Source organism: Mycoplasma sp. 6934 (assembly GCF_055523595.1).
In genome coordinates, this window is the sequence record NZ_JBVFVE010000001.1 from 236333 (window position 1) to 261894 (window position 25562).

Sequence of the window (25562 nt, forward strand, 5' to 3'; positions counted from 1 at the left end):
TCCCAAAGCATTCCGTTTGGCTTAGCCAAATGGTATGCTTTGGGAAGGTAAAACCGTCCGAAAAAAATTTCCCAGTTTAAAGTTGTGCTAGTAATTAATTCTTTTGATTTAAATCAAAAAATTAAATTTTATGCATGAGACCCTGAAAACAATAAGGATCATAAAGATTTAATCAGCAAATATCTTTATAATGAAAAAGGGACTATTTCAGATAAAGATGGTAACCCTATTCCAAATCCAAAATATGATCTTTATATTGATGTAAATACTGGAACAAAAAAAGAAATTGTTTATATTGATAACTCCCTTTTTTCAGATGCAGTATTAGAAAGAATGCATTTTTTATATCCAAAATTAGATATTAATTTTAAATATGGAGTTATTGCGGAAGCTAGCGTTTTAGGTAAAGGAGCTTTAAGGAATTTATTTGCAAATAATTATGATAGAGTTGAAAATTATTTTGTTATTAAATTATTATCAAAAGAAGGTGAAACATATAATAATCTTGAAACACCTGAAATTAATGAAATTGATGCATCAAAAGGCCAAAGTCAGGCATCTTATATGTTTAATGAAGGGATATATGTTATTATAGCGAACTCCGAAAGTAATATAAGCAACATACAACTTATACTAGTTGATAAGGACAACAAACCAAATAGTTATTTCTTAGAAGAAATTAAAAACAAAAACATTAAAATTAATTTAGAGGGTCTTGACTCAAAAGTTGGTTTATCTGATTTTATTTTTAATTTTTGAGATATTAAAAATAATTTATTAGCAAATTCATTCTTGACATATCTTATAGATAATAAAGGATTATTTAGAGAAACAGCAACTAAATTAAATTATGATGATATTAGGAAATATTATTTAGAATTTATTAATAGTAATTTATATGCTATAAAAGATTATAATGAAGCTTTGAGCCATAATATTTTTGGAAATAAATAAAAGTAATTGAAAAAGGCTATCATTAAATGGTTTAGTTAAAGAACAAAAAGACTTAATTATAGAAAAAGTTAAATCCTTTGTTATTAAAGAAATTGATAAATATACTAATTCAAATAAAATGAAACCTCTTATTTATGATAAAGATTATTATATAGAAGAATTTACAAGTTCAAGAAGTACTGAATTATTTATAGAAGAGGCCGGAATGGTCGAAATTGAGCAAGAAGGTCAAGAAGACTATTTAACAAAAAATATTAATATTAGAGGAATAGGAAAATATAGAAATTCTAGTTCAAGATTTGAGTATGATAATCACGCAAATCAAATTATTTACCCACCAATAGATATTAAAGACATATTTAATGGACTTAATTTTAATAACGTTATAAATATTGCTAAAAAAGAAGTTAGAAAAGAACTTGAAATTGATGCTGGAGTTGATGAAGAATTAGTAGATAGAGTGTATGAAACTAAAATAAAAGAAGCTATTATTAAAGTAATAGTAGATTATTTAAAAGAATATAATGTTAAATCTCCGATAAAAATCAATTTAAATAAAGATATAGAAATAAGCAATTTAGATACTGTCATAGCTAAATTGAAAAATAATAATAGTGATGTTTATTTAAATTTAATTGGTAAAAATGCCAATATTTTAAATAATAAAGAGATTGTGTTTAGAAATGTAGGAAAGAATGATATTGTTAATTTAAATGATTTAACAAGCTTATTACTAAGTAAACAAAAATCTTTAAATGAAGATAGGCTTTTTGATGTTAAAGACAAAGCAATTAAATTCATTAATGAAACAGCGAATGAGATTAACTTAAGAGAATATCAAGATTACTTAATATTTGGAAATAATAGCTTTATTTATTGATTAGATTTATTAATTGATTTCGAAAACACGGAACTTAAAAGTGAATCACTCAAATTAAAAATAAAAGAAGCAAAAGAATGAATAGAAAACAACAAATTTATTGATAAGGAGAAATCTTTATTAATACCATTTGCGCCAACTAAAATAGAAGAAATAAATAAGTTAAATAAACATAAAGAAACTATTTTAGAAAGTCTAAATGATAAACTTTTAGAAAACATAGTTTTTTATAAGAGTTTTATAATCTTACCGATCAAACAAAAATCATTTAATTATGGATATGGTGGTATAGCTAATTACTATTCAAAAGCAAAAAGTAATGAGTTTAATGAAACAGGATTACCAATTGATAAAAAACCAGAAACAATAATTAATATTAATGATAATCCAAAAATTAATGAAAAAGATATAGAGAAAACAATCGAAAAAGATATAGAAAATAATAAAAGTAATAAACCCGTAACAAACAAGACTGATGAAGAAAAAGCTAGACAAACAAAAAGAATAGTGGGATATAGCTTTTTAGGTTTAGGGATTGTAGCATCTTTAATTTTATTAATTTTTGTAGCTAAAATTTTAGCTAAAAAATGAGGTTGAAAATTAGGTGTAAAACTTCCTAAGTTTATGAATAAACAAAGGGTTAAATAATTTAAGAAAGGAATTTATGAAAAAAATTAATTTATATATGGATGAAAAAGGCACTCAAGAAAGACTTAACATTAGCGTTCCTTTTTCATATAAAAACAAAATTAAATACGCTGATGACAGAATGACTTCTTACGTAGGAAACATTCTAATGATACCAGAAGATAAAGTAAAAAATATTGAGAAAGAATATTTAAAGATTGTTGATGATTTTTTAAAACAAAATCACCAGCTTAAAAATAAAAGTGAACTAAAAGGGCAAAATATACTAAAGGGCAAGAATTTTCGTAATGGTATAGCTTCTTTAAAAAACTCAAATCTAAATTTTTACATAAAGTTATTTAAATTACTTAATAAAAATAAAATTGAGAATATATTGTTTATGGTGAGTAAGGTATCATCTATAGTATCGGAAAGAATTAGTGATTTCATTTATTATTGTGATGAGAAAGATATTTTGCCTGCATATTTGTTTAAGTATTCAGTAACCAAATTTATAAACAATGATGCTTCAGAAGAGTTTTGAAAAATTCTTGTAGATAAGACGAAAGACGCGGAAGAAATCATAAAGGCATTAATATATGACATAAATGCTTTTATTGAAAGAAACTTACGCAACGCAAGAACTATGGGTCAGAACGAAACATTGTCACAACTAACTAAACAAATGGAGTATGCACTTAAATCATTTAAACCGCAAATTAAACAGAAAGATATTGAATTTAATTTAAATTCATCACTATTTGATTGAGCATTAGATTTGCGAATTACTGAAAAAACTTATAAAGGGGAGATTTATGAATATGATTTATATTTAGATAATGGAATAAATAAAAATATTTTTAAAAATTCGAATATAAAAAATATTTTTCCAGAAAATGATTCGAAACAAGTTATTGGTATTCAAATTTCAGATAATATTGTTAGTATCGTTGGGAAATTACTTTCTTTAATAAATCAAGATTTAAAACATGATCAGAATGAAATAACTAAAATAAAAAATATTAGAAAAGAATTTTTTGATTTAAATGAAGATCATTTTGAACTGGTAAAAGAAATGGGTGATTTCTTATTAAATAAAGATTCAATTTTCCACTATGTTATGGATACATTTTTTGATGACTTTGCTATCATTTGATCGTTTATACAAACTATTTCCAATTGATCAACTTTTGAAGATTTTCAATCAATTTCCTCAAATGATCATGCTGATAATTTTTTAAAAAATTATGTTTTTTTTATGGAGCAAAAAATAACAGATATGTTTATAACTAAACAAGTGGAAAAAGAAACAAACAAAACTTTAAGGCAATTAGTTAAAGAAAAACTTGCAAGACCAATTTAAAAAACAAACACACTCTATGATCTTGATTTATAGAGTGTGTTTGTTTTTTTAGTCTTTAACATTTTTTGTTAGCAAAAGAGAATTTACACAAAATTATCTATGCTACCATTTTAATAAATAATTTATTCATCAAGTTCAAACAATTCAGCTGGGTTTAATTTAAATTGTAACTGGGAAGCAGTTTTTCTGCCGTTGTCACCACCTTTTCTTTGGATAGTAACCCTTCCTATATTAATTGAACCTTCTTTTGAAATTTTCACTAGTCCTTTATTGAAGTAAAAGTCAATTACTTCATTTACATTTTTCAAAATTCAGCGACTATTTTGATTTAGTTTTTGGGCAACCAAAACTCATTCAGCATGAAATTCCCCCCTTCCTTTTATGATATCAGTTATAATAATTAATTTATTTTTATCAAATCAATCGATTATTTTTTCTATTTTATCATCTTCAAATTCAGAAATAAACATTCTTTGATCATTTCTTGTCCATTTTTTATAAGGTTCTTTTTCTCCAGTAAAATATTGAAGATAATTAAAAACAATCTCTGGCATACTTCACATTTCTTTGTATTTTTTTAATCATCTTTTGTCAACTTGATTATATCCTTGTTTTTGACTTACTAGTTTTACTTGTATATTTTGGATATCAAATACATCTTTTAATTTAATTTGTATTCGAACATTAACATCTGTTTTGAATCCCCCCTTCAATACTTTTGCCTTGACGTATTCAATCGCATTTAAATCGTATCCCATTATAATGAGTCATTCTTTTGCTTCTTCATCTTGCTCTCAGAGATTGAATTTTTCTGCTATATGATCTTCATTTTTAAAACCGTTTTTAGCAATTTTAGATCCTAATATTTTTTTATCCATATTACTCCTTGATTTTTTCTAACATTTTTTTAGCTATCATTTCGATAACATTAACCGTCATTGCATTACCCGCTTGAGAAAGTAAATCGTTATTCTTTACTCAATCGTTATTTTTCAATATCTTTATTTTATCTTTAGGAAATCCCTGCAGTGCTAATGCTTCAAACCCATTTAATTTTTTTATCTTACCATTTTTAACATAAAGCAACCCGTGTCTCCCTTTCCTAAGTGTAGGGAAAAAGTTATGATACTTACGTAAATCAGATTGTCTATAATCCAAAATATAATTCTCCATTTTTATTAAATCTATAATGTTATCTTTGTTTTGATTATATTTGTTTGATAAATATTTTAAAAAAGTCTTATTTGTAATTTCTAACTCTTCTTTATTATTTTTATCAATAAATTTATCTATATCATAAAAATAATCATTTTCTTTTGGAAAAACAAAATCATCAATATTTAAATCGTTTCTAAAACCAACAATGTATACTCTTTCTCTAGATTGAGGAACACCAAAATTTATACTATTTAATACCTTATAATAAATTTTATATCCTGCGTCAGATAACATTTTCTTTATGGTTTCAAAAGTTTGGCCTTTATCGATGCTAAGCAATCCTTTTACATTCTCAAGTATAAAATATTTTACTCTCCTTTTACTCAATATTTCAACTAATGTAAAAATTATTTTTCCTCTTTCATCTTCAAATCCTTCTCTTTTACCAGCAATCGAAAAAGTTTGGCAAGGAAAACCAGCAATCATAAAGTCGAAAATAGGGAGGGTGTTGATATCAATTTTCATTATATCACCATAATTTTTTTGATCGTTAAAAAGAATTTCATATGTCTTCGAAGCTTTTTTGTCAATTTCAGCATGCCCAACGCAATTTAACCCATTATTTTCTAGCCCAATTCTACCAGCACCAATTCCAGAACAAAAATCAAAAAAATCCATAAAATATAAAACCTTTCTTCATAAAGATCCCATTTTCAATAAAAGGATCGCACAAGTATCTTTGTGTGTGCGTGTGCCGGAGCACACATACATGTACGCATAATACGCACGCACGCAAGATGTTACACTAAAATTATAACTTAATTTTTTACAGAATATGGATAGAAATTATTAAATAGTGTATATTTCCAATAACCAAACGGACAGAAAATTTAACATTTTAGTAATTATAATGATATAGAAAATTTATAGACAACCGCATAAATTGGACTATGTTAATTGGTTAAAATTATGCGGTTGTCTATAAATTTAAACATATGAATTTGTTATTTTGTAACTCTATAAGCAATCTTATATAAAAAACAAACTGATAAATAATTATTAAATAAAGAGTTCTAAAAAATATTACCATTAGCTTGATATAACAAATATTAAAGAATTTTAATTAACAAGAGACAACTTATTATCATTTAACTTTTATAATTCTTGTATTCAGTAGATTTTATGAATTTAATATATCCAAGAAATTATATAGTGTATAATTATTATAAGCGAATCAAAAAAAACTTTATCTTTTAATTAAAATGCTTATATTAATCGCTAAACTGTATACATAAAATATTTAGGGAGATATTATGAAAAAATTAAAATTTAAAAAACTGGTTATATGACTAGTTGTAACACATGTAGTAAGGAATGAAAATGAATAAAAAAATATTATTGATTGGATCTTTATTAACTCCACTTATTGCTTTTTCCTGTACACATACAAGCCCACCCGAGCCTTCAAAACCAGATCCAACTCCTAAACCAGTACCCCTATATGAACAAGAGAATCCATCATTAATAGAAAAAGAACCTTGAGAAATTCGCCGTGACTATGAAATATTAGATGTTGATCCTGCTCATGAACCTATAGCATTTGAGAAAGTTCAAAATATGTACCAAAATATTTATAATAAATACAAAGATTTCACAAAAATAAATATTTTTGTTCCACAATCTTGAACTTGACGAAACGGTAAACAAGTAAATATTTATCGTTGGCAAGGTGAAGATGGTAAACGGATTGATACCTTTAATATAACATTCTTTAATGAAAGTTATGAGCAACTTTCTGAGATAAATGAATCAAAACCATGACGTTTTGGACCACTTAAAATAACAACACAAGAAGAATTTGATAAATATATAATTAATAGATTTAAAGAACTAAATCCGTATAAAGATTTTAGCCAAGATTCCCAAGTAAAAAAATTATTTGAAGAGCTGTACTTAGATAATAATGATGTTTACGAACTGTTAAAAGATAATAATATTTATATACATGAAACGAGTAAAACTAAGCATGACCTTTATGATGGATATTTAATTCCAACATATGATGAAAATGAAGTTACAATAAATTATATTCGTGATTTCCGCAAATATGATAATGGTTATTTAATTAGACCAGCGGTATATAACCCTGATCCAGCACTTTGGTGAGAAGTTTACATAATAAAAAAATCTAAAAATGTTAAATATCACAACATATATAGGAATGATTATGAAACTTACGGATCATACAGTCAAAGACTAGAAAAATGGTTTAAAGAAGAATTTGAAAAGAAATTTAATTAAATTTATATAAAAATCATCTGGGTTGAAATAATCCAGATGATTTTAGTTTGATTTTTAATCAAAATGTTCTAACGTCACACTTTAATATTTTTAAATTATAAAAATAAGTTAATACTATTTTGCTTATAAAGTTTATATTAATTATTTTCTGTTTTTTTCTATACCTTGTTAATTGAATATGTTTTTTTGTATATGTTTTAAAAAGCTAAAAAAATGCTATGAAAAAGTGAGATTCTTTCAATCTCACTTTAAAGATATTTATGATTAAAAAATTTAAGAACTAAATTATATCACTAAATTTTAAAAATACAAATAAAAATTAATTATCGTGAATATTTCTAACACTGTCAAGTTTTTTAACTTTATTCATATATATATATATATATATTAAAATTAAAGTAGATTAACAAATCTATTAATTTGATTTTAGACAAATTAATTATTATATAAATATATTTATATGAAAGGAAAATACGTTATGAAATTACGTAAATTTTTATTAGTAACAACTAACTTAGTTACTATTTCCGCTGTTACAGCTGTTTCGTGTGCAGCACCTCAGCCCCAGAAAAGACAATTGACTATTCAAAATGTTAGTTCAATTACAGTAACTCAAACTAGTGCTCAATTTACCACTAAAATTACTGGTCTACAAGGAACAGACCAACTTAATGTAAAAATTAATGATACAACTCATAATTTTACAGTTTCAAGTTTAAACAAACCAGCTGATAATGAATATAAAATTACTATTAGTGGACTAACTAAAGGAACTACTTACTTATTAGATACCATTAAGGTAAACAATGACACATTATTTAATGTCAAACGTCCATTTACAACATTAAACGATGTAGTAACTATAAACCCACCTACTGAAAATAGAGAACAAGAAGAGCCAGTAAATCCTAATCCACCAAGAGAAGAAAATGAACCATCGAATCCAGGAACTAGCAACTCCGAGCCAAAAGATCCAGTAAGTGAAAATCCAAGTACTCCTGGCGGAGATAACAATCAAAACCCAGGTAATACTATACCTAATCCACCAAATGATAGTGATCAACCAGGACAAGACCCTGCTCCAAAAGATCCAACTACAGTGCCAGGTAATGGTAATGGTATACAAGAACCTCCAAAACAAGATAATACACCTTCTAACCCAGGGGCAAATGACTCAGCAACAAAAGAACCAGTAACAGAAGATCCTAAAACTGTCACGAAGCATCCAGAAGGAGAAAAACCAAACACTGGTAATGATAATGTATCAAACGGTACAGACAACCTGGAAAAAGCTGATGAACAAGAAACAATATCTCCTAAAGATGGCGATACAGATGAACAACCAAAGAGTGAAGAACCTATCCCCCCTAGAAATAGTGCAATAGGGGGCCAAGATTCTACTAAAACTGAAGGAGATGACAGTAAAAATTCAGAAAATGATGGAACAACTGATTCTAATGTACAAGATAGTCAACAGCAAGATGCCCAAAACCCAGGCAGTGGCGCTTCCACTGAAGGTACTACCACTACACCAGGCACTGAGAATAATGGAACATCAGGCAATAGCGAAACAACAAAACGAGAATCTACTAGCACAGCTCAAGGTAGTTCTGATGCTGGATCTACAAGTGAAACTCCTCCCGCACAGGAAAGAAAATTTGACAGTGTTACTATAAAAGTAGATTCAACTGCTGATTCCTATGTATTATTCGAAATAGTATCTGATAAATCTATGTATGATAAGGAAGTTCGTGGAAGGTGATGAACTGCATATATTATAAAAGGTTATGAAGGTTCAAATTCAGAGGTATACAAAGATAAGGCCAATGCATGAGCTCCCAACCATACTGACAAGAAAATAAGTGAACAAAATGGTAAAGTGACATTTCAATTATCCACTACAACCCCATGAACAGCTGGGAGAAATGATTTCTCAGGAACTTTTACACTAATTGGACTTTATAAAGATCCAGATAATCATAATTTCCTAAACAAACCTCTTACTTTTAAAACTTCTAAAGGTAAAGTTGAAATGATTACTCAATAATATAATACAAGCATAAGATCTCTTATGCTTGTATTTTTCTTGATACTCACTGTTTTAACGAAAAATAATAAAATAATGTAAAAATATATTAAGATAGTTGCATGGCAAAGCTAATACAAAATAGTTTACTAATGTCAAATAATATATTTACACCTTTAGTTAACTAAAACCACTTTGATTAACTAAAGGGTATAAATTTAGACATTTTTACACTGTAAAAATGTTAGCTTTGTGCCTGGGCTTAGTGATACTACTTTTTTTATTAATATATAAAGTTTAATATATAATATATATTATATATTTAATAATAACAGGGAGGAATATTGAAACGTACGAAACAAAAAAGTATGCGAGAGCAAAGAATTGAAGTTATTTCAGAAATTTATACTTGCGAGCTTTTAGAACAAAATATAGATGCAAAGTTAATCGCCCAAAATAACCAAAAATTAACGTTGCAGCAAATTACTAAATTGCATGAAATTCAAGAAAGATACCACTTTATCATTGATGTTTATAAAAAGTTAATTAATTTAGAGTGAGAGTGAGATAGAATTAGCCCGTTAGTTAAAGCTATTTTAATTAGCGGAGCAAATGAGTTTTGAAGTTTAGATCCAAAGATTGTGATTAGTGAAGCTGTTATTATTACAAAGTTGTTTTTTAGTATGCCTGAAAAAAATGGCAAAGAATTGCTTGAAAATAGAATTTATAAATTTGTTAATGGTTTATTAGAAAATTTTTATAAATTCTTAATTAAACTTGAATCTGTTTCTAAATAAATGAATTTAATTCAGTTGATTTATTTTCAAAGATTAAAAAAACGACTTTGTAATATCATCCAAGCCTTTATTGATTTAAAAATCTTTAACTCAGCTGTAAAAAATGTAACGTTTGATTTGCATCCTAAGGTGCATTTTAAACTTAATGGTTTTATCAATCACCTTTATTGACTTTTTGAGAAATATATTACCCAAAATATGGATAAAGAGATTTTACATAATTTTTTATGTTTTTATATTTACCATCAAGTTGGTAATAATAACTTATTATGAGGTAGAATTGAAACTGAAGTTGATTTATCATCCAAACGAAATTTAATTGAGTTTAACCACCAAAAACGTATTTTTTACTATGCTTTTTTAAATCAAATTAAAGAATTAGATAATTATAATACACAGCTTAGAATCATTTTAAGGAATACTTTATAATGAATCAAGATATTCGTGATCAATTTCCTATCTTGAAAGAGTTAACATATTTTGATAGCGCAGCACTAGTTTTAAAACCACTTTGTGCTATTAATGCTTTAAATGAATTTTATCTTTCTAAGTCAATTTCTTCAAGAACTGCCGACACTCCACTTGGCTCATTTATTAACCAAAAGATTAACAATGTTAGGGAAAAAATTGCAAAATTAGTTGATGCTAAAAAAACTGAAGTGATTTTTACAAGCGGAACTACTGAATCAGTTAATTTGTTTGCAAGGATGTTTGGTCGGTTATTAAAACCTCAAGACATAATATTATTAAGTGCATACAACCATTCCTCAAACATTATTCCATGAATTGAAATTGCAAAGGAAACTAAATCAAAGATAATCATGAGCATTGATTTAGTTTCCGACTTAAAAAAATATAATAATATAAAATTAGTTTCATATAGCCAGGAAACCAATAATTTCGCAAAAGATTTTGATTTAAACTTAATTTATAAATTAGCAAAATCCAAAGGTGCTTATGTTTTAAATGATGCAGCACAAGCTATTAGTCACTATCAAGTTAGCACTAAATTTTGTGACATAATTGTTTTTAGTACTAATAAATTTTATGGTCCTACTGGTCTTGGTCTTTTAATAATTAAAGATGATTTATTAAGTCAATTATCACCTGCTAAATATGGTGGTGGGAGTGTGGCTGAGGTAAAAGATGATTTAGAATGAAAATTAAAAAAGCATATCAGTGCTTTTGAACCAGGTACTCCCGATTTAGCTGGTATATATATGTTTGATCAATCGCTTGAGTTTTTTAATAGTATTGGTTATCAAAAAACTCAAGAAATATTACTTAATTTATCAATGTATTTACACGATAAATTAAGTAAGTTAAGTAATATTGAAATTTTTTCAAAACCTGGGGATTACATTTGTCTAATTAATGTTAAGGGGATAAACCCCCAAGATGTTGCTACTTATTTAGGAACTAAAAATATCTATACTATTTCTGGAATCTTTTGTGCACAATACTTGCGTAATTTGCATAGTGAATATTCATATTTAAGAATTTCATTAGGCATTTATAATACATATGAAGATATTGATAAATTAGTTTATGAATTAGAACATGGAGGTGATTTTTATGCTTTTTAATCCAAATGAAGCACGTGAAATAATTATGGAACATTATAAGAATCCTTTATTTAAATCTAAGGTTAGTGAAGGGACAAATACCTATTATTCAACTAGTTGTTCTGATAAATTAGAGCTTAAACTAACTTGGGATAATAATGTCTTAACAAATGCTAAATTTGATGGCCATGGTTGTGCTGTTTTTATAGCCTCAACAGATATATTATTAAAAACATTAATAAATAAATCTAAAGAAAAAATAATCAATGTGATAAACTTATATGAAAAATTTTTAAATGAGCCTTCAAAATATTCTAATGAAGAATTAAAACCTTTAGAATCTTTATGAGTCTTTTTTAATGTTAAAAAACACCTTAGTAGATTATCATGTAGTTTATTAACAGCCAATGCCATTAAGGAAGAATTTGAAAAAACGCTATAGTTATATTTTTCATGTCGATTTTGACAGTTTTTTCGTTAGTGCGATTAGAACCATTTATCCCGAATTAAATAATAAACCTGTTGCCATAGCGAAAAATGCAGTTCACGCTGTGGCTGAATCAATTAGTTATGAATTGCGTGTGCTTGGTTGTAAATCTGGACAAAAAATTTACGAAATCAAAAATATTGAACCAAAGACTGCGGTAGTTGCTTCCCGCTATGATTTATATAATACTCTTTCAAGTGCTATTTTTGAATATTTACGTAATAAATACTTAGCTAAATTACAAATTGCATCAATTGATGAATGTTATATTTATTTTGAGGAAGATACAATTGATAATGATGAAATGGCTCTAAAAATTGCCAAAGAAATTCAACGTGACGTTTTAGAAAAATTTAAAATACCTGTTACCGTTGGAATTTCTTTGAATAAATTTTATGCAAAAATGACAACAAATATTTCCAAACCCTTTGGAGTTGGTTTGACAAATAAAGACAATTATCAGGAAAAACTCTTTGATTTAGATATTATTAAATTCCATGGAATTGGGGCAAAACTTGCAACTAAATTAAACAAAATTGGAATTTATAAAATTAAAGATTTTTATGCTTTTGATTTATCTAATCCACTTTTAAAATCAGTTTTAGGAACAACCGCTTTTAAATATTACGATGCTTTAAATATTGATTTACAAGATGATATATCAATAGAAGAAACATTAAAAGGAATCGGTAATGAAGTAACTTTTGGAAATTCTACTAGAGACGAATTGATTATTTACAATGCATTAAACAAAATGATTCAAAAAGTTAGCAATCGGTTAAATCTATATGAAAAAGTTGGTAATTTAATTACATTAGTTGTGCGGATGCCAACAAAAAACTGAGTGTCAAAAAATAAACAATTAGACTTTAATATTTTTAAATACCAAGATATAAAAAAACAAGCATATTTTCTTTATCAAAAATACTTTTTAGATAAAGAAATTCTTGGTATTGGGGTTCGTATTTCAGGCCTTAGTGAAAGTTACAATAACTATGAAAAAATTTCATTATTCTCTAATGATGTTAAAGATCTTTCACAAATTGATTTTATTATTTCAAAATTAAAACATAAGAGTAAAACAAATAAAATTTATACTTTATCTGATTATCAAAAGATTAAAAATCGTAAGAATCGCTATGGTGATAATCCACTTGGCAGTGTAATTTTTAAAAAATAGGAGTAAACATGAAAATAGGAATTTATGGTGGTTCTTTTGATCCAATTCACAAAGGTCATATTGAAATTGCAAAGTATGTTATTAATGAGCTTAATTTAGATAAATTATTAATTGTGCCAACTTACAATTCGCCTTTTAAACAAAAAACAATTTCACCAACTGACAAACTTAATATGATTAACTTAGTTTTAGAAGATAAAATGGAGCTATGTGATTTTGAGATAAAGCGTAATACGGTAAGTTATACAATTGATACTGTAAAATATTTAAAAAATAAATATAAAAATGACGAATTATATTTAATTATTGGATCAGATAACTTACCTAAATTAGATAAATGAAAAGATATTGAGTTAATTAGCAAATTAACTCAAATAGTTTGTGTCAAACGTACTAAAAAAATTAATAAAATAAATCTTAAAAAATACGGTGGTATTTTACTTAATAATCCACTTTATGAATATTCATCAACTGATTACAAAAAAGGTTATTTAAATATAGTGGATGCCAAAGTAGCTAAATATATCCAAAGCAAAGGCCTATATTTAGAAAAAATTATTCATAAGTCATTAAGTGCATTACGTGCTAAACATAGTGTTGCATGTGGAACTTTTGCAGCTGAACTTGCTAAATCTCATAAATACGATGCTAAAAAAGCTTATTTAGCGGGTTTAATGCACGATATTGCTAAAGAATGAAGTGAAAATGAATCACGATATTTTTTAAATGAATATGCACCTGAATATGCAAAAGTCCCCAAACATTTCTTGCACCAACATTGCTCTGCAATGTGAGCAAAACATGGTTATTTACTTGAAGATTCTGAAATTATTGAGGCTATAAATTGTCATACAGAAATGAAAATAGACATGAATATCTTAGATAAAATTTTGTTTATCGCCGATAAAATTTGTGCTGGGCGTAAATTTGCTGGTATTCAAAAAGTGCGTGAATTATGCTTTAAGGATTTAGATAAAGGATTTGCAAAAGTAGTTAAGATTACTTATGAATGAAATTTATCTAAAGGAATTCAATTTAATGAAAAATCATTAAAAATTTATCATAAATATATGGAGAAATAATGGAAAAACAAAGAATACAAAAAATTCTCTCTTTATCTGGAGTTGCTTCACGCAGAGAAGCTGAATCACTTATTTTACAAAAACGAATTAAAGTTAATGGAATAGTTGCAAACCTTGGTGATAAAGCATCATTTAATGATGAAATATTAGTTGATAATAAACCAATTAATCAGCCCGAAGAAAAAGTTTATTATGTTTTAAATAAACCACCTAAAACTATTTGCTCATTAAAAGATAATTTTAATCGAACTTTGGTTACTGATTTAATTGATACCCCATATAAAGTTTTTCCAGTTGGACGCTTAGATTATGATACAACCGGAGTTTTATTAATTACTAATGATGGAGAATTATCAAATAAATTATTACACCCCAAATATCAAATCTTTAGGGTGTATCGAGCGAGGTTGAATGAATCATTAACAAAGCACGAATTAAAAGAATTAAATAAAGAAGTTTTTATTAATAAAAAATATAGTAAACAAGATGTGCTAGCAATTCCAGATACTCCTAAATCCTATTTAGTAGTATTATCAGTTGGCACATATCACCACGTTAAAGAATTATTTAAATTAGTTAATAAAACTGTGCTCAATTTAAAACGTATTGAATATGCAGGCATAACAGTTGACAAAATGCCCCTAGGCACATATCGTAAATTAACCTTAAAAGAAATTAAAGATTTAAAAAATTTAGTAAGATTGCAAGAAGAAAAGTTACTTAAAAAGGAGCAATATGATTAAAAAACATTTAACAAAAAAAACCTTTAAAAATGCAATGGATTATATTAAAAAAGGAAATATTTTCTTTTTAGCTGTTGCTTTTTTATCTGGGGTAGTATTTAATGCAGTAGTATCATCTTTAGCCAATGATATTATTATGAGTGCTATTTCAGAATTAATTGGAAAAAAAGAATTAGAAAACTGAAAAATTGGAGGAATGTTCATTGGTAAGTTTTTAGGAACAGTAATTAACTTCATTATTGTTACGGGCTTATTATTTGTTATTTTATTTTTATATTTTTATATAAAAAATTACCGTTTGTCTAAAAAGCCAAAAAAACCTGAAAAACCAAAAGTACATGTTCCCACAGTTGAAGAACAAATTTTAGCGGAATTAAAAGAATTAAATTCTAAATTAAGCAAACAAAATTTACCACCGAATGATGATGCAAATAATGAAATTAAATAATACTTAGTAATTTTGCTAAGTATTATTTTATATTTTATAAAGTGTTATAATTAAAGCATTATAAACAAACCATATAACAATTTTAATTAGAAGGAAACATGAGAAGATTAGTTTTAAATTTAGAAAACGCAATTTGTCAAAACAAAATTTTAAAATACCAAGATAAAGTAAGTGAAATTAATGCTGCAATGAATAATTTCACTTCACTTGGTTCAGATTTTTTAGGGTGAAAAGATTTACCTGAAAATATTAATTTAGCTGAAGTCAATGATATGAAACAAGCAGCTAAAAAGTTACATGAACAAGAAATTGAATTATTAGTAGTAATTGGAATTGGTGGTTCATACCTTGGTTCCAAAGCTGCTTTAGATTTTATCCAAGGTTTATACCCTGGAAAAGAGCGCAAAATGGAAGTTATCTTTGCAGGGACTTCGATTAGTTCTAGTGCCTTGGATCAACTTTTAAAATATGCAGCTGGTAAGAAATTTGCAATTAATGTTATTTCCAAATCAGGAACTACAACTGAACCAGCTATTGCGTTTAGATTCTTTAAAAATTTATTAGAAGAAAAAGTTGGAACACAAAAAGCATCAGAATTAATTTTTGCGACAACTGATTCTAAAAAAGGAACGTTGTTTGAATTAGCAACACAAAAGAATTATCAAAAATTTGTAATTTTAGATTCAATTGGTGGACGCTTTAGTGTGCTTTCACCGGTAGGTTTATTCCCACTGGCATGTGCTGGGATAAATATTGATGAATTATTAGCTGGCGCTAAAGAAGCAAACTTAGTTTACAAAGAAGATTCATTGCAAACAAATGATGCATATAAATATGCCGTTGCTCGTTATCTTTTAGGTAAAGAGTTCCAAGCCGAAATGCTTGTGTCATATGAACCAAATTTTGCATACTTTAACGAATGATGAAAACAATTATTTGGCGAAAGTGAAGGGAAGCAAGGTAAAGGATTATTACCTACTTCAGCAGTTTTTTCAACAGATTTACATTCACTTGGGCAATTTATACAAGAAGGTTCAAAAGTTTTATTTGAAACAATTGTTACATTACAAAAACCAGAATATGACTTAACAATTCCACATGATCAAGAAAATTTAGATAAATTGAATTATCTTGAAGGAAAAACAGTTCATTTTGTTAATAATGCAGCCTTTCAAGCGACTATGGATGCACACGTGCAAGTAGGTAATGTTCCAAACATTCATATTTTATTAGAAAATTCTGCCGAACGTAGTTTTGGTTGATTGGTAATGTTCTTTGAAAGAGCTTGTGCAATTTCAGCTTATTTATTAGGAGTTAATCCTTTTGATCAACCTGGTGTTGAAGTTTACAAAGCAAATATGTTTAAGATTTTAGGTAAAAAATAATTAATAATAAACTCCAGCTTGATATGGAGTTTATTATTAAACTTAGTATAATAGGAGATAATTATGAAAAGAGTTAGAACAAGATATGCACCAAGCCCTACAGGTTATTTACATATAGGAGGAGCAAGAACTGCATTATTTGCTTATTTATTTGCAAAACATTATAATGGTGATTTTATCTTTAGGTTAGAAGATACTGATATTAAGCGTAATGTTGAAGGTGGCGAAAAATCACAACTTAATAATCTTGCCTGGCTTGGAATTATTCCTGATGAATCACCCCTTGTTCCTAATCCAAAATATGGACCATATCGCCAAAGTGAAAAACTAGATCGGTATAAAGAAATCGCAAGCCTTTTGTTAGCAAAAGGTTATGCTTATAAAGCATATGATACAAGTGAAGAATTACAAGCTCAAAAAGATGAAAGTTCTGCTAAAGGAATTCCAAGTTTTAGATATAACCGAAATTGGTTAAAAATTTCTGAAGCTGAAAAAGAAGTAAGGGATGCAAAAGGAGAATATTCAATTAGGTTTAAAATGCCTGAAAATGTTGAGTATGTTTGAAATGATATTGTGCGTGGCGAAATTTCATTTAATTCATCAGATATTGGTGATTGAGTCATTATGAAATCTGATGGGTACCCAACATATAATTTTGCAGTAGTTGTTGATGATTATGATATGGAAATTACACATATTTTAAGAGGTGAAGAACATATTGGTAATACACCAAAACAAATAGCAATTTATAATGCTCTTGGGTGAGAAGTGCCACAATTTGGACATTTAACAATTATAACTAATATGGAAGGTAAAAAACTTTCAAAACGCGATACATCTCTAAAACAATTTTTAGAAGATTATAAAAATGAAGGTTATGTACCTGAAGCTATCTTTAACTTTTTAACCTTGTTAGGATGAACTTCTAGTGATAGTCAAGAACTTCTTAGCAAAGGGCAAATTATATCCAAATTTGATGAAACAAGGTTAAGCAAAAGCCCTAGCAAATTTGATATTAATAAAATGATTTGATTTTCAAAACAATATTTTAAAAATCAATGTAATTATGAATTATGATCAAATTTAAAATTAGGTGATATTAAAAAAAGTCAAGTTTGAATTGAGTTATTTTTAGAGACATATAAATCAAGCTGTGCTACTTTAAATGAATTAAAAGATAATTTAAATATTTTATTACAAAATAAGATTACAAAATTTGAATTTGATCAAAATGAATTAAAAGTAGTTATGAAATTTAAAAACTTGTTATTAAATAAAGAATTTACAATTGAAAATATCCAAAGTTGTATTAATCAAACATCTGAGCTATTAGGCATTAAAGGTAAAAAATTATTTATGCCTCTTCGCATGGCAACTACTTCTAGGGAACATGGTCCTGAACTTGCTAAAGCTATTTATCTATTTGGACAAGAAACAGTAACTAAGTCGCTAAACCAATACTAATGAAATTACATTTTAAATCATTAATTAATCAAAATGATGAATTAAAAACAATTGAATTTACTGTACCAGTAGAAACTTACCATAATGATGCTTTTAAAGTATTTGTCTTTGATGAACCAAACACAAATACCAAAAGCATGATTGAAATTTCAGAGGATCTAATCAATATTCATACCAGTAATTCATCAATTTATTTAAAATATCAACAAGAATTTGAATTTAATTATGTTGTTAACGATAAAGGTAAAGAATTTATGCTTCCATGTATAACAGCGTGAACTTTTAAAGATTTCCATGAAAACACTTATATCTTTCAATATACTTTAAAGACTAAAAACACCCACATTGGTGAATTTAAAATAACCTTAAATTTAGAATAAAAATTTAGACAGGGAAAAAATATTCGGACAAAATCCGAATATTTTTAATATAAAGAAAAAGAGGTAGTTATGAGACATTTAAAGACTAAAGAATGAATCAAAATTTTTGACTTATACGATAAATATTTGAACCTGGGAATAACGAAGGCAGAATTTGATAATTTCTGTTTTGATATCAGAAAAGTATACTGAAATAAAGAATCAATGAGAAATATGTTAAAGAAAAGAAAACTGTATAATTTAAATATGAACATAGAATCACAAAGCGGTAAATCACCTAAGAAAGATAAAGGTGTTGGGAGAAAGAAAAAGAAAGTTCTCGATTATACATGAATTGATACTCTTAAAGATGATGAAAAAGATGCAGTTATAAAATACTACTATCGAATTTTTAATGAAAATAATATTGATGCAGATATCTCAAAGATAAAGAAAATCAAGAATCTTTCACATACTAAAAAATCTAAAATGATATGTGTTTCAAGATCTACATATTACGAGAAATTGAAAGATAACAACAAGACTAAAGAACTAAAGGTTAAACACAAAGAAATAATTTTTCAAAGTTTTGTCGAAAATAAAGAAAGGTATGGACGAAGGAGACTTGCTAAATATATTTTCCAAGAATATAATATTCAAATAAATCCTAGAACCCTAGGAAATTATATGAAAAAACTGAATTTGAAAACATTTGTTAGACAAAAACATAAAACTAAAGAATCTAAAAATACTAGTGTTAAAGTACCTGATTTAGTAAAAAGAGATTATAATTCAAGCAACAATAATATATATGCAACAGACGTGACCTATATACCAGCACCAAAAGATATTGAACAGAATCATATTTATTTATCTGCAATTATTGATCATAAAACTAAGTTTGTGACCTATGAATTATCACTTAGAAATGATACTGAACTAATTTTGAATAATATCACCAATACAAAATTCAAAAATAATTTTATTTTACATTCTGACCATGGATCTGCTTATTCTTCGCTTGAATATACTAAGAAAATAAAATCACTAAAAGGTAAAATATCAATGTCAAGAATTGGTAATAGTCTTGATAATCGTGAAATTGAATATTTCTTTTCAATTCTTAAAAGTGAAATTTTCCCAAATTTTGATCAAACCTGTAAAAGACTTACTTTTATTGAATTATCACAAAAAATCAAAGAATTTATAAACTGATATAATTATAAAAGAATAAGATAAAAAACCTTCCCAAAGCATTCCGTTTGGCTAAGCCAAATGGTATGGTTGGGGAAGGTAAAACAGTCCGAAAAAAATTTCCCAGTTTACGTTTTTTTTTTTTTTTTGGTTTGGAGTATAATTTTTTTGCATCAAAATAAAACTTATTTTAATGCAAATTTAAATACACAAAGGAATATTTATGAAAACGAAATTACTTTTAATAACTGTTGGTTCGATATTTGCAACTAGTACAGTTATTGCTGGAGTTACGCTAGGTATTTTAAATAAGCCTACTAAAGATACTCCAGAGCAACAAAGAGAAAAAGAAAGAATTGTTTCATTAACTAATGAATATGACTCTTTATTAAGTACAGCAAATGAGAAATTAGGTTCTCAAAACTCAGAAATTCAAGTTATTAAAAATGAATTGCCAGAAAATCCAAATGCAATTGATTTACAAACAGCTATAAATAAAATTAATAACCTAATTCTCGCTAAAGATCAAGAGAATTATAATATCGCTAAGACATCTTATGATAAAGCATTTGAAAATGCTATAAATGTTTTAGGTGAAAATAATTCTGAATTTCAAACTATTAAAAATCTGCTTCCTACTAATCCAACATCAGCTGAGTTAGCGAATGCTACTCAAAAGATTAATATAATTGTTAATGCAAAATCAGAATATGACAAAATTTTAAAACAAGCTCTTGAAGTTTTAGATGAAGCTGATACGCAAAAAGTTAATGAAATTAAAGATGCTTTACCTGAGAATCCAACCTCAAATGATTGAATTCAGGCTGAGGGCAAAATCAAAAACATTTTATTAAATTCTGAATATAATAAATTAGTTAAGCAAGCTAGTGAAAATACCAATTTAATCCAAGAAGATAAAACCAAAATTGAAGAAATTAAAGCACAAGTTCCAACAACTAATCCAAGTTCATCAGAATTACAAAATGCAATTAATAAACTTAAAGATATTTTAGTAAAAGATGATTATAATAAACAAAAACAAAAAGCAGAAGATTATTATGGTTTAAATCATCCTGAACTTAAATCAATTATCGATTCATTACCTGCTAATCCCACAACTGCTGATTTAGAATCAGTATTAGACAAAATTAAGGCTTTAGTTAATATAAAAGAAGATTATAATAAATCCCTAAATGATTCTGAAACCTTAGATGAAGAAGATAAAACTAAAGTTGTGCAAATTAAAAATCTGCTTCCTACCAATCCAACATCAGCTGAGTTAGCAAATGCTACTCAAAAGATTAATAGAATTATTCTTGATTCTAATTACAATAAGACTTTAGATGAAGCAAAAGCTACTTATGGTGAAAATAATGCACAAATTAAAACAATTACTGCTAAAATATCAGATAATTCTTCTAGTTCTGAAGTAATTCAAGCAATTAATGAACTAAAAGAATTATTAAAGAAAAAAGAAACAGAGCTAAATTCTGAATTTAGCAGAATTGCTAAAATAGTTGATGACAATTTTGCTAATAATACAGAATTAGCACAATTAAAATCTGAATTAAGTGAAAATGCTAATTTAGCTAAGTTACAGGAAGTTAACAAAAAACTAAAAGAACTTTGGGATAAACTAAGACTTGAAGAAGGTAAGAAAGAAGAAAATAAACTAAATATAGCTGGTAATGATAATAAATTACAACTATTTGTGCAACCAGGGGGCAGTGGTAGAGATTTTAATATTGTATTTAGTGGTCAAAACTTTATGAGCCGCTTTCATAATAGATCCGATGCTGACATAAGAGTTATGAATACAAAAGACAACATTACTTATTTCACTTTAAATTTTAATAGACACAATTCTAATTTTATAAATAATGATACTAAAATAAACTTTTCAACTGACCTTAATGGACCAAATAAACGTAATTACAACCGTGATTTTTATATAGATAAAGTGATTATACAAACAAATAAAGAAACTATAGAACTTCCATTAGAAGGTAAAGTACTTAAATTTAATGCTTCAAAAGAAACACAAACAGTTAATTTACGTACTATACAGGAAATTGAAGAAAGTGAAAAACAAAAGCAAACAATTTAAAATTAATTTTCAAAATAACGAGGTTGCACTCGTTATTTTTCGTTAAATAAAATTACTAATATTTGATTTATGTTTCAATATAAAAACTATTTAAATATTCATCAGTTTACTCAAAGGTTTTGTTGCATGAATTGTTAAACATATGTTATAATAAAAAATAATAAATATTTGCATTTATTTAGACATTTAATTTAAATTATTTAATAATAATAAAAAAAGGAGCAAACATGGAGAATGTGAGAATTTTTGCCCTTGGGGGGCAAGATGAAAATGGTAAAAACAGCTATGTTTTTGCTTATAATGAAGATTTATATTTAGTTAATAGTGGTGTGAAAATACCTGTTAATGCAGAGAATGGTATTGATACAATTATCCCTAATTTTGAATATTTAGAAAAAAACAAAAAATATATCAAAGGTGTTTTTATCACTGATGTTAGAAATGAAAGTTTTTCGGCACTTCCTTGATTATTAATGAAAGTGCCAGGTTTAAAAATTTATACTTCAGAATTTAGTAAAGATATTATTATTGATCGCCTTGAAAAATACAATATCAAACCAAGTAGTTATAAAATTATTATAATCACTAAAAAAACTAAAATAGGTAGAATTTATGTGCAGCCAATTGCATTATCTGGAAGTGTGCCAGGCAACCTTGGTTTTAGTTTTATCACAAAAACTGGAGATTATGTCTTTATGTTTAATTATTTAGAAGGAGATTTAGGTCTTTTTGGTAAATCATGATTTTTACATTTACCAAAACTATTTTCAGGTCGTAAAGTGAGGGCATTAGTATCAGATGCTGGTAAAACAAATTATGCTGGTAAAGCATATGAGCGTTTTAGTTTACCTGAAAGTATTACAAATACTTTCAGAAGAGCTCGCAAAGACCAAAGAATTATTTTTGGAGCTTTTAGCGAGGATATGGTTAGTTTACATAATATTTTAAACTTAGCTTTAAAATATAAAAGGCCTGTTGCTGTATATGGTAAAAATTATTGGACATTACTTGAAACAATGCAGAGGCTAACTGTCAATCAACAAAATGCTATGAAATTACCAATAAGTATTGATTATCGTGAGATTGAAAAATATAATAATGTGGTAATTTTAGTAACTGGTTCACCAGAAAGGTTATATAACAGACTTTTAAAAACTGTTGCAGGCGAGGATTTATATTTAAGTTTCAAAAAAAATGATCATTTTATTATGAATACTCCAATGGTCAATGGTTTAGAATCAAAGGTTAGTTATATTCTTGATGAAATAGCCAGAATTACACCACACGTAATTGAAATTCCTGATCAAAATTATTTTTATTGTCGTCCATTTCGCGAAGACATTGTTAGTTTAGTAAAATATTTACAACCTGATTATTTTTTGCCATCCCAAGGTCTATTTAGATATTTAACTGATTGTGCTGATGTAGTTGATGGTATTGAAAATAGCAAAACTAAATCAATTGTGCTTTTAAATGGAAAAGTATTACATTTTCAAGGCGGGATTAAATTTTCACAAAATGCGAAAATTAAAGAAGTAAAAGACGTTATTGTTGATGGATTTGGAGTTGGTGATATCTCCTCTGAAGTTATCGCTGAGCGAGAAGTATTAGGACGAGAAGGAGTGATTATTATTAATGCTCAATATAATCCTAAAACTCGACAAATTGTCAGCTATTTAAATATAAAAAGCATTGGTGTAATTGATGAAAATAAAGTGAATTGGTTAAATGATTTAATTAAGCAGGTTTTTATTGATTTACTATCTAATCGGGTTTACACCTCAATGTATGAAGTAAATGAGAAAATTCGTAAAACGATTCGTAAGAAAATTTTTAAATTAACTGATAAAGATCCGCTCGTTGCCTTAACACTACTTCCGGTATAAAATGAAATTAAGTAAATTTTATAAATTATTAAAGATAAGTTTTGTTGAGAAAGAACTAAACTTTACACGAAAAGTTCCTAAAAAAGAACTTTTATACCAGTTTGTAAGTTTATTGTTGTGAACTTTTAGTTTTTTATGCACAATTTCTTTTGTGTTTTTATCACCAAGTTATGAATTTAAAGTTTTTTATATTTTTAGTTACGGACTATTGTTTGGTGGTTCTATATGGTTTGTTTTAATTTTATGGCTTATAATTTTGTTTGTAAAACTATTTAATAAACGACTTGAAAATAAATGTTTTGCTTGGTTAAATAAACGTTTTAAAGTTTCATGGTGAAATTTTAAAAAACAATTATTTAAACTTATCTTTGTAAGTTTTGTTTTAATTTTGTTAATTTATCATTTGGTTTTACATTTTGTTAATGTTAATCTTAAAGAATTTGATTTTAATTATGATAAGTTTCAAAATATTTATTTATACGGATGATGGGATAAATTTTATAATGTGGGGTTTATTAATTCAAATTCAACAATTATTGAAAATTTAACTAATCATTATTTAATAAGTAATAATATTGGGTTTTTATTTGATTCAATTTTGAACTTACTATATGTAATTTCATTTTCGTATATTTTAGCTTTAGTTTGTATTATTCTGATTACTCTATATTTAATCAAGCTATTATTTTTTCCAATTTTACGAATTAAAACAAAAAATAAAGTTATTTTTGCTTTTAATTTATCATTATTAAATGAAAGAATAATGTTAACAAATTCTAAAAAGTTTTATACTTATTCAAAACAAACCAAAATGTTTTATGAGTTTTTAATTTTCTTAGAATCCAAAATCATTAATTTTAGATTAAAGGATGGCAAACTAAAAACACTTTTAAAGGAATTAGATTCTCATCCACTACAAGACTATTTAAAAGAGTTTTTAGATAATGAAAATACTGAAAACTTAGAACTTATGCAAATACAAACAAATGACAATGTACATGATGAATTAAGCTTAGAACTTGATTTATCTGATTCAATTTTTCAAACTAATCCATTTGAAAAAGGTGAAATTTTAGAAGAAAAAACACCAAAAATTAATGTTATTGAAAATTCTGAAAGTAGTATAATTGAACCAAAGAGAGGTGAAATTCATTGATTAGATGAAATATCACCAATTAACAAAGGAGAATAAGATGTTTAAGAAAATGCTTTGAAAAGATGCTGAAAATTACATTAACAATACAGCAAAACATGATTTAACTTTCCTTACATTTACCGCTGAATGATGTGGTGATTGTAAAATGATGAAAAGAACCTTTGACAATTTAGCTGAAAAATTTAGTGATCGCAGTGAAATTACATTTATTAATGTTGATGCTGAAGAAGCTCAATTATTAAGAGATCCAACCACCAAATGAAGAGTTTTAAAGGTTCCAACTATGATTCTATTAAAAGGACAAGAAATCATTGAAAAAGGCTTTGAATATGTTCCAGAACAAGTCTTAACGTACTGAATTGAGAAGCAATTCTAGGCCCCGATACACCAAAAACAGTTA

Annotated in this window: 23 protein-coding genes; 21 read left to right on the forward strand and 2 right to left on the reverse strand. The window is 26.6% G+C overall.

Going from position 1 to position 25562, the window contains the following annotated elements; genetic code table 4:
- Positions 1–66: 66 nt before the first annotated feature.
- The 3 genes from AC0B4S_RS01035 to AC0B4S_RS01045 are packed head-to-tail and all read left to right on the forward strand — an operon-like array spanning position 67 to position 3824.
- Positions 67–954 carry an Mbov_0399 family ICE element protein gene (locus AC0B4S_RS01035; protein WP_465101884.1) on the forward strand — a complete coding sequence of 296 codons (888 nt, stop codon included), beginning with the start codon at positions 67–69 and terminating at the stop codon, positions 952–954.
- A complete protein-coding gene (locus AC0B4S_RS01040) occupies positions 941–2482 on the forward strand; it encodes a hypothetical protein (protein WP_465101269.1) in 1542 nt (513 codons plus the stop codon). Before AC0B4S_RS01035 ends, AC0B4S_RS01040 begins: the two co-directional genes overlap by 14 nt.
- 16 nt (positions 2483–2498) lie before the next feature.
- Positions 2499–3824, forward strand: coding sequence for a hypothetical protein (locus tag AC0B4S_RS01045; protein ID WP_465101270.1), 1326 nt, complete (start codon positions 2499–2501; stop codon positions 3822–3824).
- Positions 3825–3946: 122 nt separating this feature from the next.
- On the opposite strand, the gene AC0B4S_RS01050 is transcribed toward AC0B4S_RS01045, so the two are convergent.
- Together AC0B4S_RS01050 and dcm are read right to left on the reverse strand one after the other, a co-directional pair.
- A complete protein-coding gene (locus tag AC0B4S_RS01050; protein WP_465101271.1) occupies positions 3947–4702 on the reverse strand; it encodes a PDDEXK family nuclease in 756 nt (251 codons plus the stop codon).
- A 1-nt stretch (position 4703) separates the two neighbouring features.
- A complete protein-coding gene (gene dcm, locus AC0B4S_RS01055) occupies positions 4704–5660 on the reverse strand; it encodes a DNA (cytosine-5-)-methyltransferase (RefSeq protein WP_465101272.1) in 957 nt (318 codons plus the stop codon).
- A gap of 702 nt (positions 5661–6362) precedes the next feature.
- On the opposite strand from dcm, the gene AC0B4S_RS01060 reads away from it, so the two are divergent.
- The 18 genes from AC0B4S_RS01060 (at position 6363) to AC0B4S_RS01145 (ending at position 25538) form a co-directional block, all read left to right on the forward strand.
- Positions 6363–7283 carry a hypothetical protein gene (locus tag AC0B4S_RS01060; RefSeq protein ID WP_465101273.1) on the forward strand — a complete coding sequence of 307 codons (921 nt, stop codon included), beginning with the start codon at positions 6363–6365 and terminating at the stop codon, positions 7281–7283.
- 478 nt (positions 7284–7761) lie between these two features.
- Positions 7762–9330, forward strand: coding sequence for a hypothetical protein (locus tag AC0B4S_RS01065; protein ID WP_465101274.1), 1569 nt, complete (start codon positions 7762–7764; stop codon positions 9328–9330).
- Positions 9331–9653: 323 nt separating this feature from the next.
- Positions 9654–10106 carry a transcription antitermination factor NusB gene (locus AC0B4S_RS01070; RefSeq protein ID WP_465101275.1) on the forward strand — a complete coding sequence of 151 codons (453 nt, stop codon included), beginning with the start codon at positions 9654–9656 and terminating at the stop codon, positions 10104–10106.
- Positions 10107–10535, forward strand: coding sequence for a hypothetical protein (locus AC0B4S_RS01075; protein WP_465101276.1), 429 nt, complete (start codon positions 10107–10109; stop codon positions 10533–10535). It abuts the gene before it with no gap.
- Entirely contained in the window at positions 10535–11692 is a 1158-nt protein-coding gene (locus tag AC0B4S_RS01080; protein WP_465101277.1) for an aminotransferase class V-fold PLP-dependent enzyme, read from the forward strand. Before AC0B4S_RS01075 ends, AC0B4S_RS01080 begins: the two co-directional genes overlap by 1 nt.
- Positions 11682–12113, forward strand: coding sequence for an iron-sulfur cluster assembly scaffold protein (locus AC0B4S_RS01085; protein WP_465101278.1), 432 nt, complete (start codon positions 11682–11684; stop codon positions 12111–12113). The genes AC0B4S_RS01080 and AC0B4S_RS01085 overlap by 11 nt, the downstream gene beginning before the upstream one ends.
- Complete coding sequence (locus tag AC0B4S_RS01090; RefSeq protein WP_465101279.1) at positions 12097–13338, forward strand: Y-family DNA polymerase; 1242 nt, start codon at positions 12097–12099, stop codon at positions 13336–13338. The genes AC0B4S_RS01085 and AC0B4S_RS01090 overlap by 17 nt, the downstream gene beginning before the upstream one ends.
- 8 nt (positions 13339–13346) lie before the next feature.
- Positions 13347–14420, forward strand: coding sequence for a nicotinate-nucleotide adenylyltransferase (locus AC0B4S_RS01095; protein WP_465101280.1), 1074 nt, complete (start codon positions 13347–13349; stop codon positions 14418–14420).
- Positions 14420–15163, forward strand: a complete 744-nt coding sequence (locus AC0B4S_RS01100) for a pseudouridine synthase (RefSeq protein WP_465101281.1) — start codon at positions 14420–14422, stop codon at positions 15161–15163. Before AC0B4S_RS01095 ends, AC0B4S_RS01100 begins: the two co-directional genes overlap by 1 nt.
- Positions 15156–15611, forward strand: a complete 456-nt coding sequence (locus tag AC0B4S_RS01105) for an MscL family protein (protein WP_465101282.1) — start codon at positions 15156–15158, stop codon at positions 15609–15611. Before AC0B4S_RS01100 ends, AC0B4S_RS01105 begins: the two co-directional genes overlap by 8 nt.
- A gap of 98 nt (positions 15612–15709) precedes the next feature.
- Complete coding sequence (locus tag AC0B4S_RS01110; RefSeq protein WP_465101283.1) at positions 15710–16996, forward strand: glucose-6-phosphate isomerase; 1287 nt, start codon at positions 15710–15712, stop codon at positions 16994–16996.
- Positions 16997–17059: 63 nt separating this feature from the next.
- Positions 17060–18460 (forward strand): glutamate--tRNA ligase, encoded by a 1401-nt coding sequence (gene gltX, locus AC0B4S_RS01115; protein ID WP_465101284.1) that lies wholly within the window; start codon positions 17060–17062, stop codon positions 18458–18460.
- A complete protein-coding gene (locus AC0B4S_RS01120; protein ID WP_465101285.1) occupies positions 18460–18840 on the forward strand; it encodes a hypothetical protein in 381 nt (126 codons plus the stop codon). The genes gltX and AC0B4S_RS01120 overlap by 1 nt, the downstream gene beginning before the upstream one ends.
- Before the next feature lie 69 nt (positions 18841–18909).
- Positions 18910–20058 (forward strand): IS3 family transposase, encoded by a 1149-nt coding sequence (locus AC0B4S_RS01125; RefSeq protein WP_465101144.1) that lies wholly within the window; start codon positions 18910–18912, stop codon positions 20056–20058.
- 178 nt (positions 20059–20236) lie between these two features.
- Positions 20237–22120 carry a hypothetical protein gene (locus AC0B4S_RS01130; RefSeq protein ID WP_465101286.1) on the forward strand — a complete coding sequence of 628 codons (1884 nt, stop codon included), beginning with the start codon at positions 20237–20239 and terminating at the stop codon, positions 22118–22120.
- Positions 22121–22347: 227 nt separating this feature from the next.
- Entirely contained in the window at positions 22348–24006 is a 1659-nt protein-coding gene (locus AC0B4S_RS01135) for a ribonuclease J (RefSeq protein WP_465101287.1), read from the forward strand.
- Position 24007: 1 nt separating this feature from the next.
- A complete protein-coding gene (locus AC0B4S_RS01140; protein ID WP_465101288.1) occupies positions 24008–25198 on the forward strand; it encodes a hypothetical protein in 1191 nt (396 codons plus the stop codon).
- Between the two features lies 1 nt (position 25199).
- Positions 25200–25538 carry a thioredoxin family protein gene (locus tag AC0B4S_RS01145; RefSeq protein WP_465101289.1) on the forward strand — a complete coding sequence of 113 codons (339 nt, stop codon included), beginning with the start codon at positions 25200–25202 and terminating at the stop codon, positions 25536–25538.
- The last annotated feature ends 24 nt before the right edge of the window (positions 25539–25562 follow it).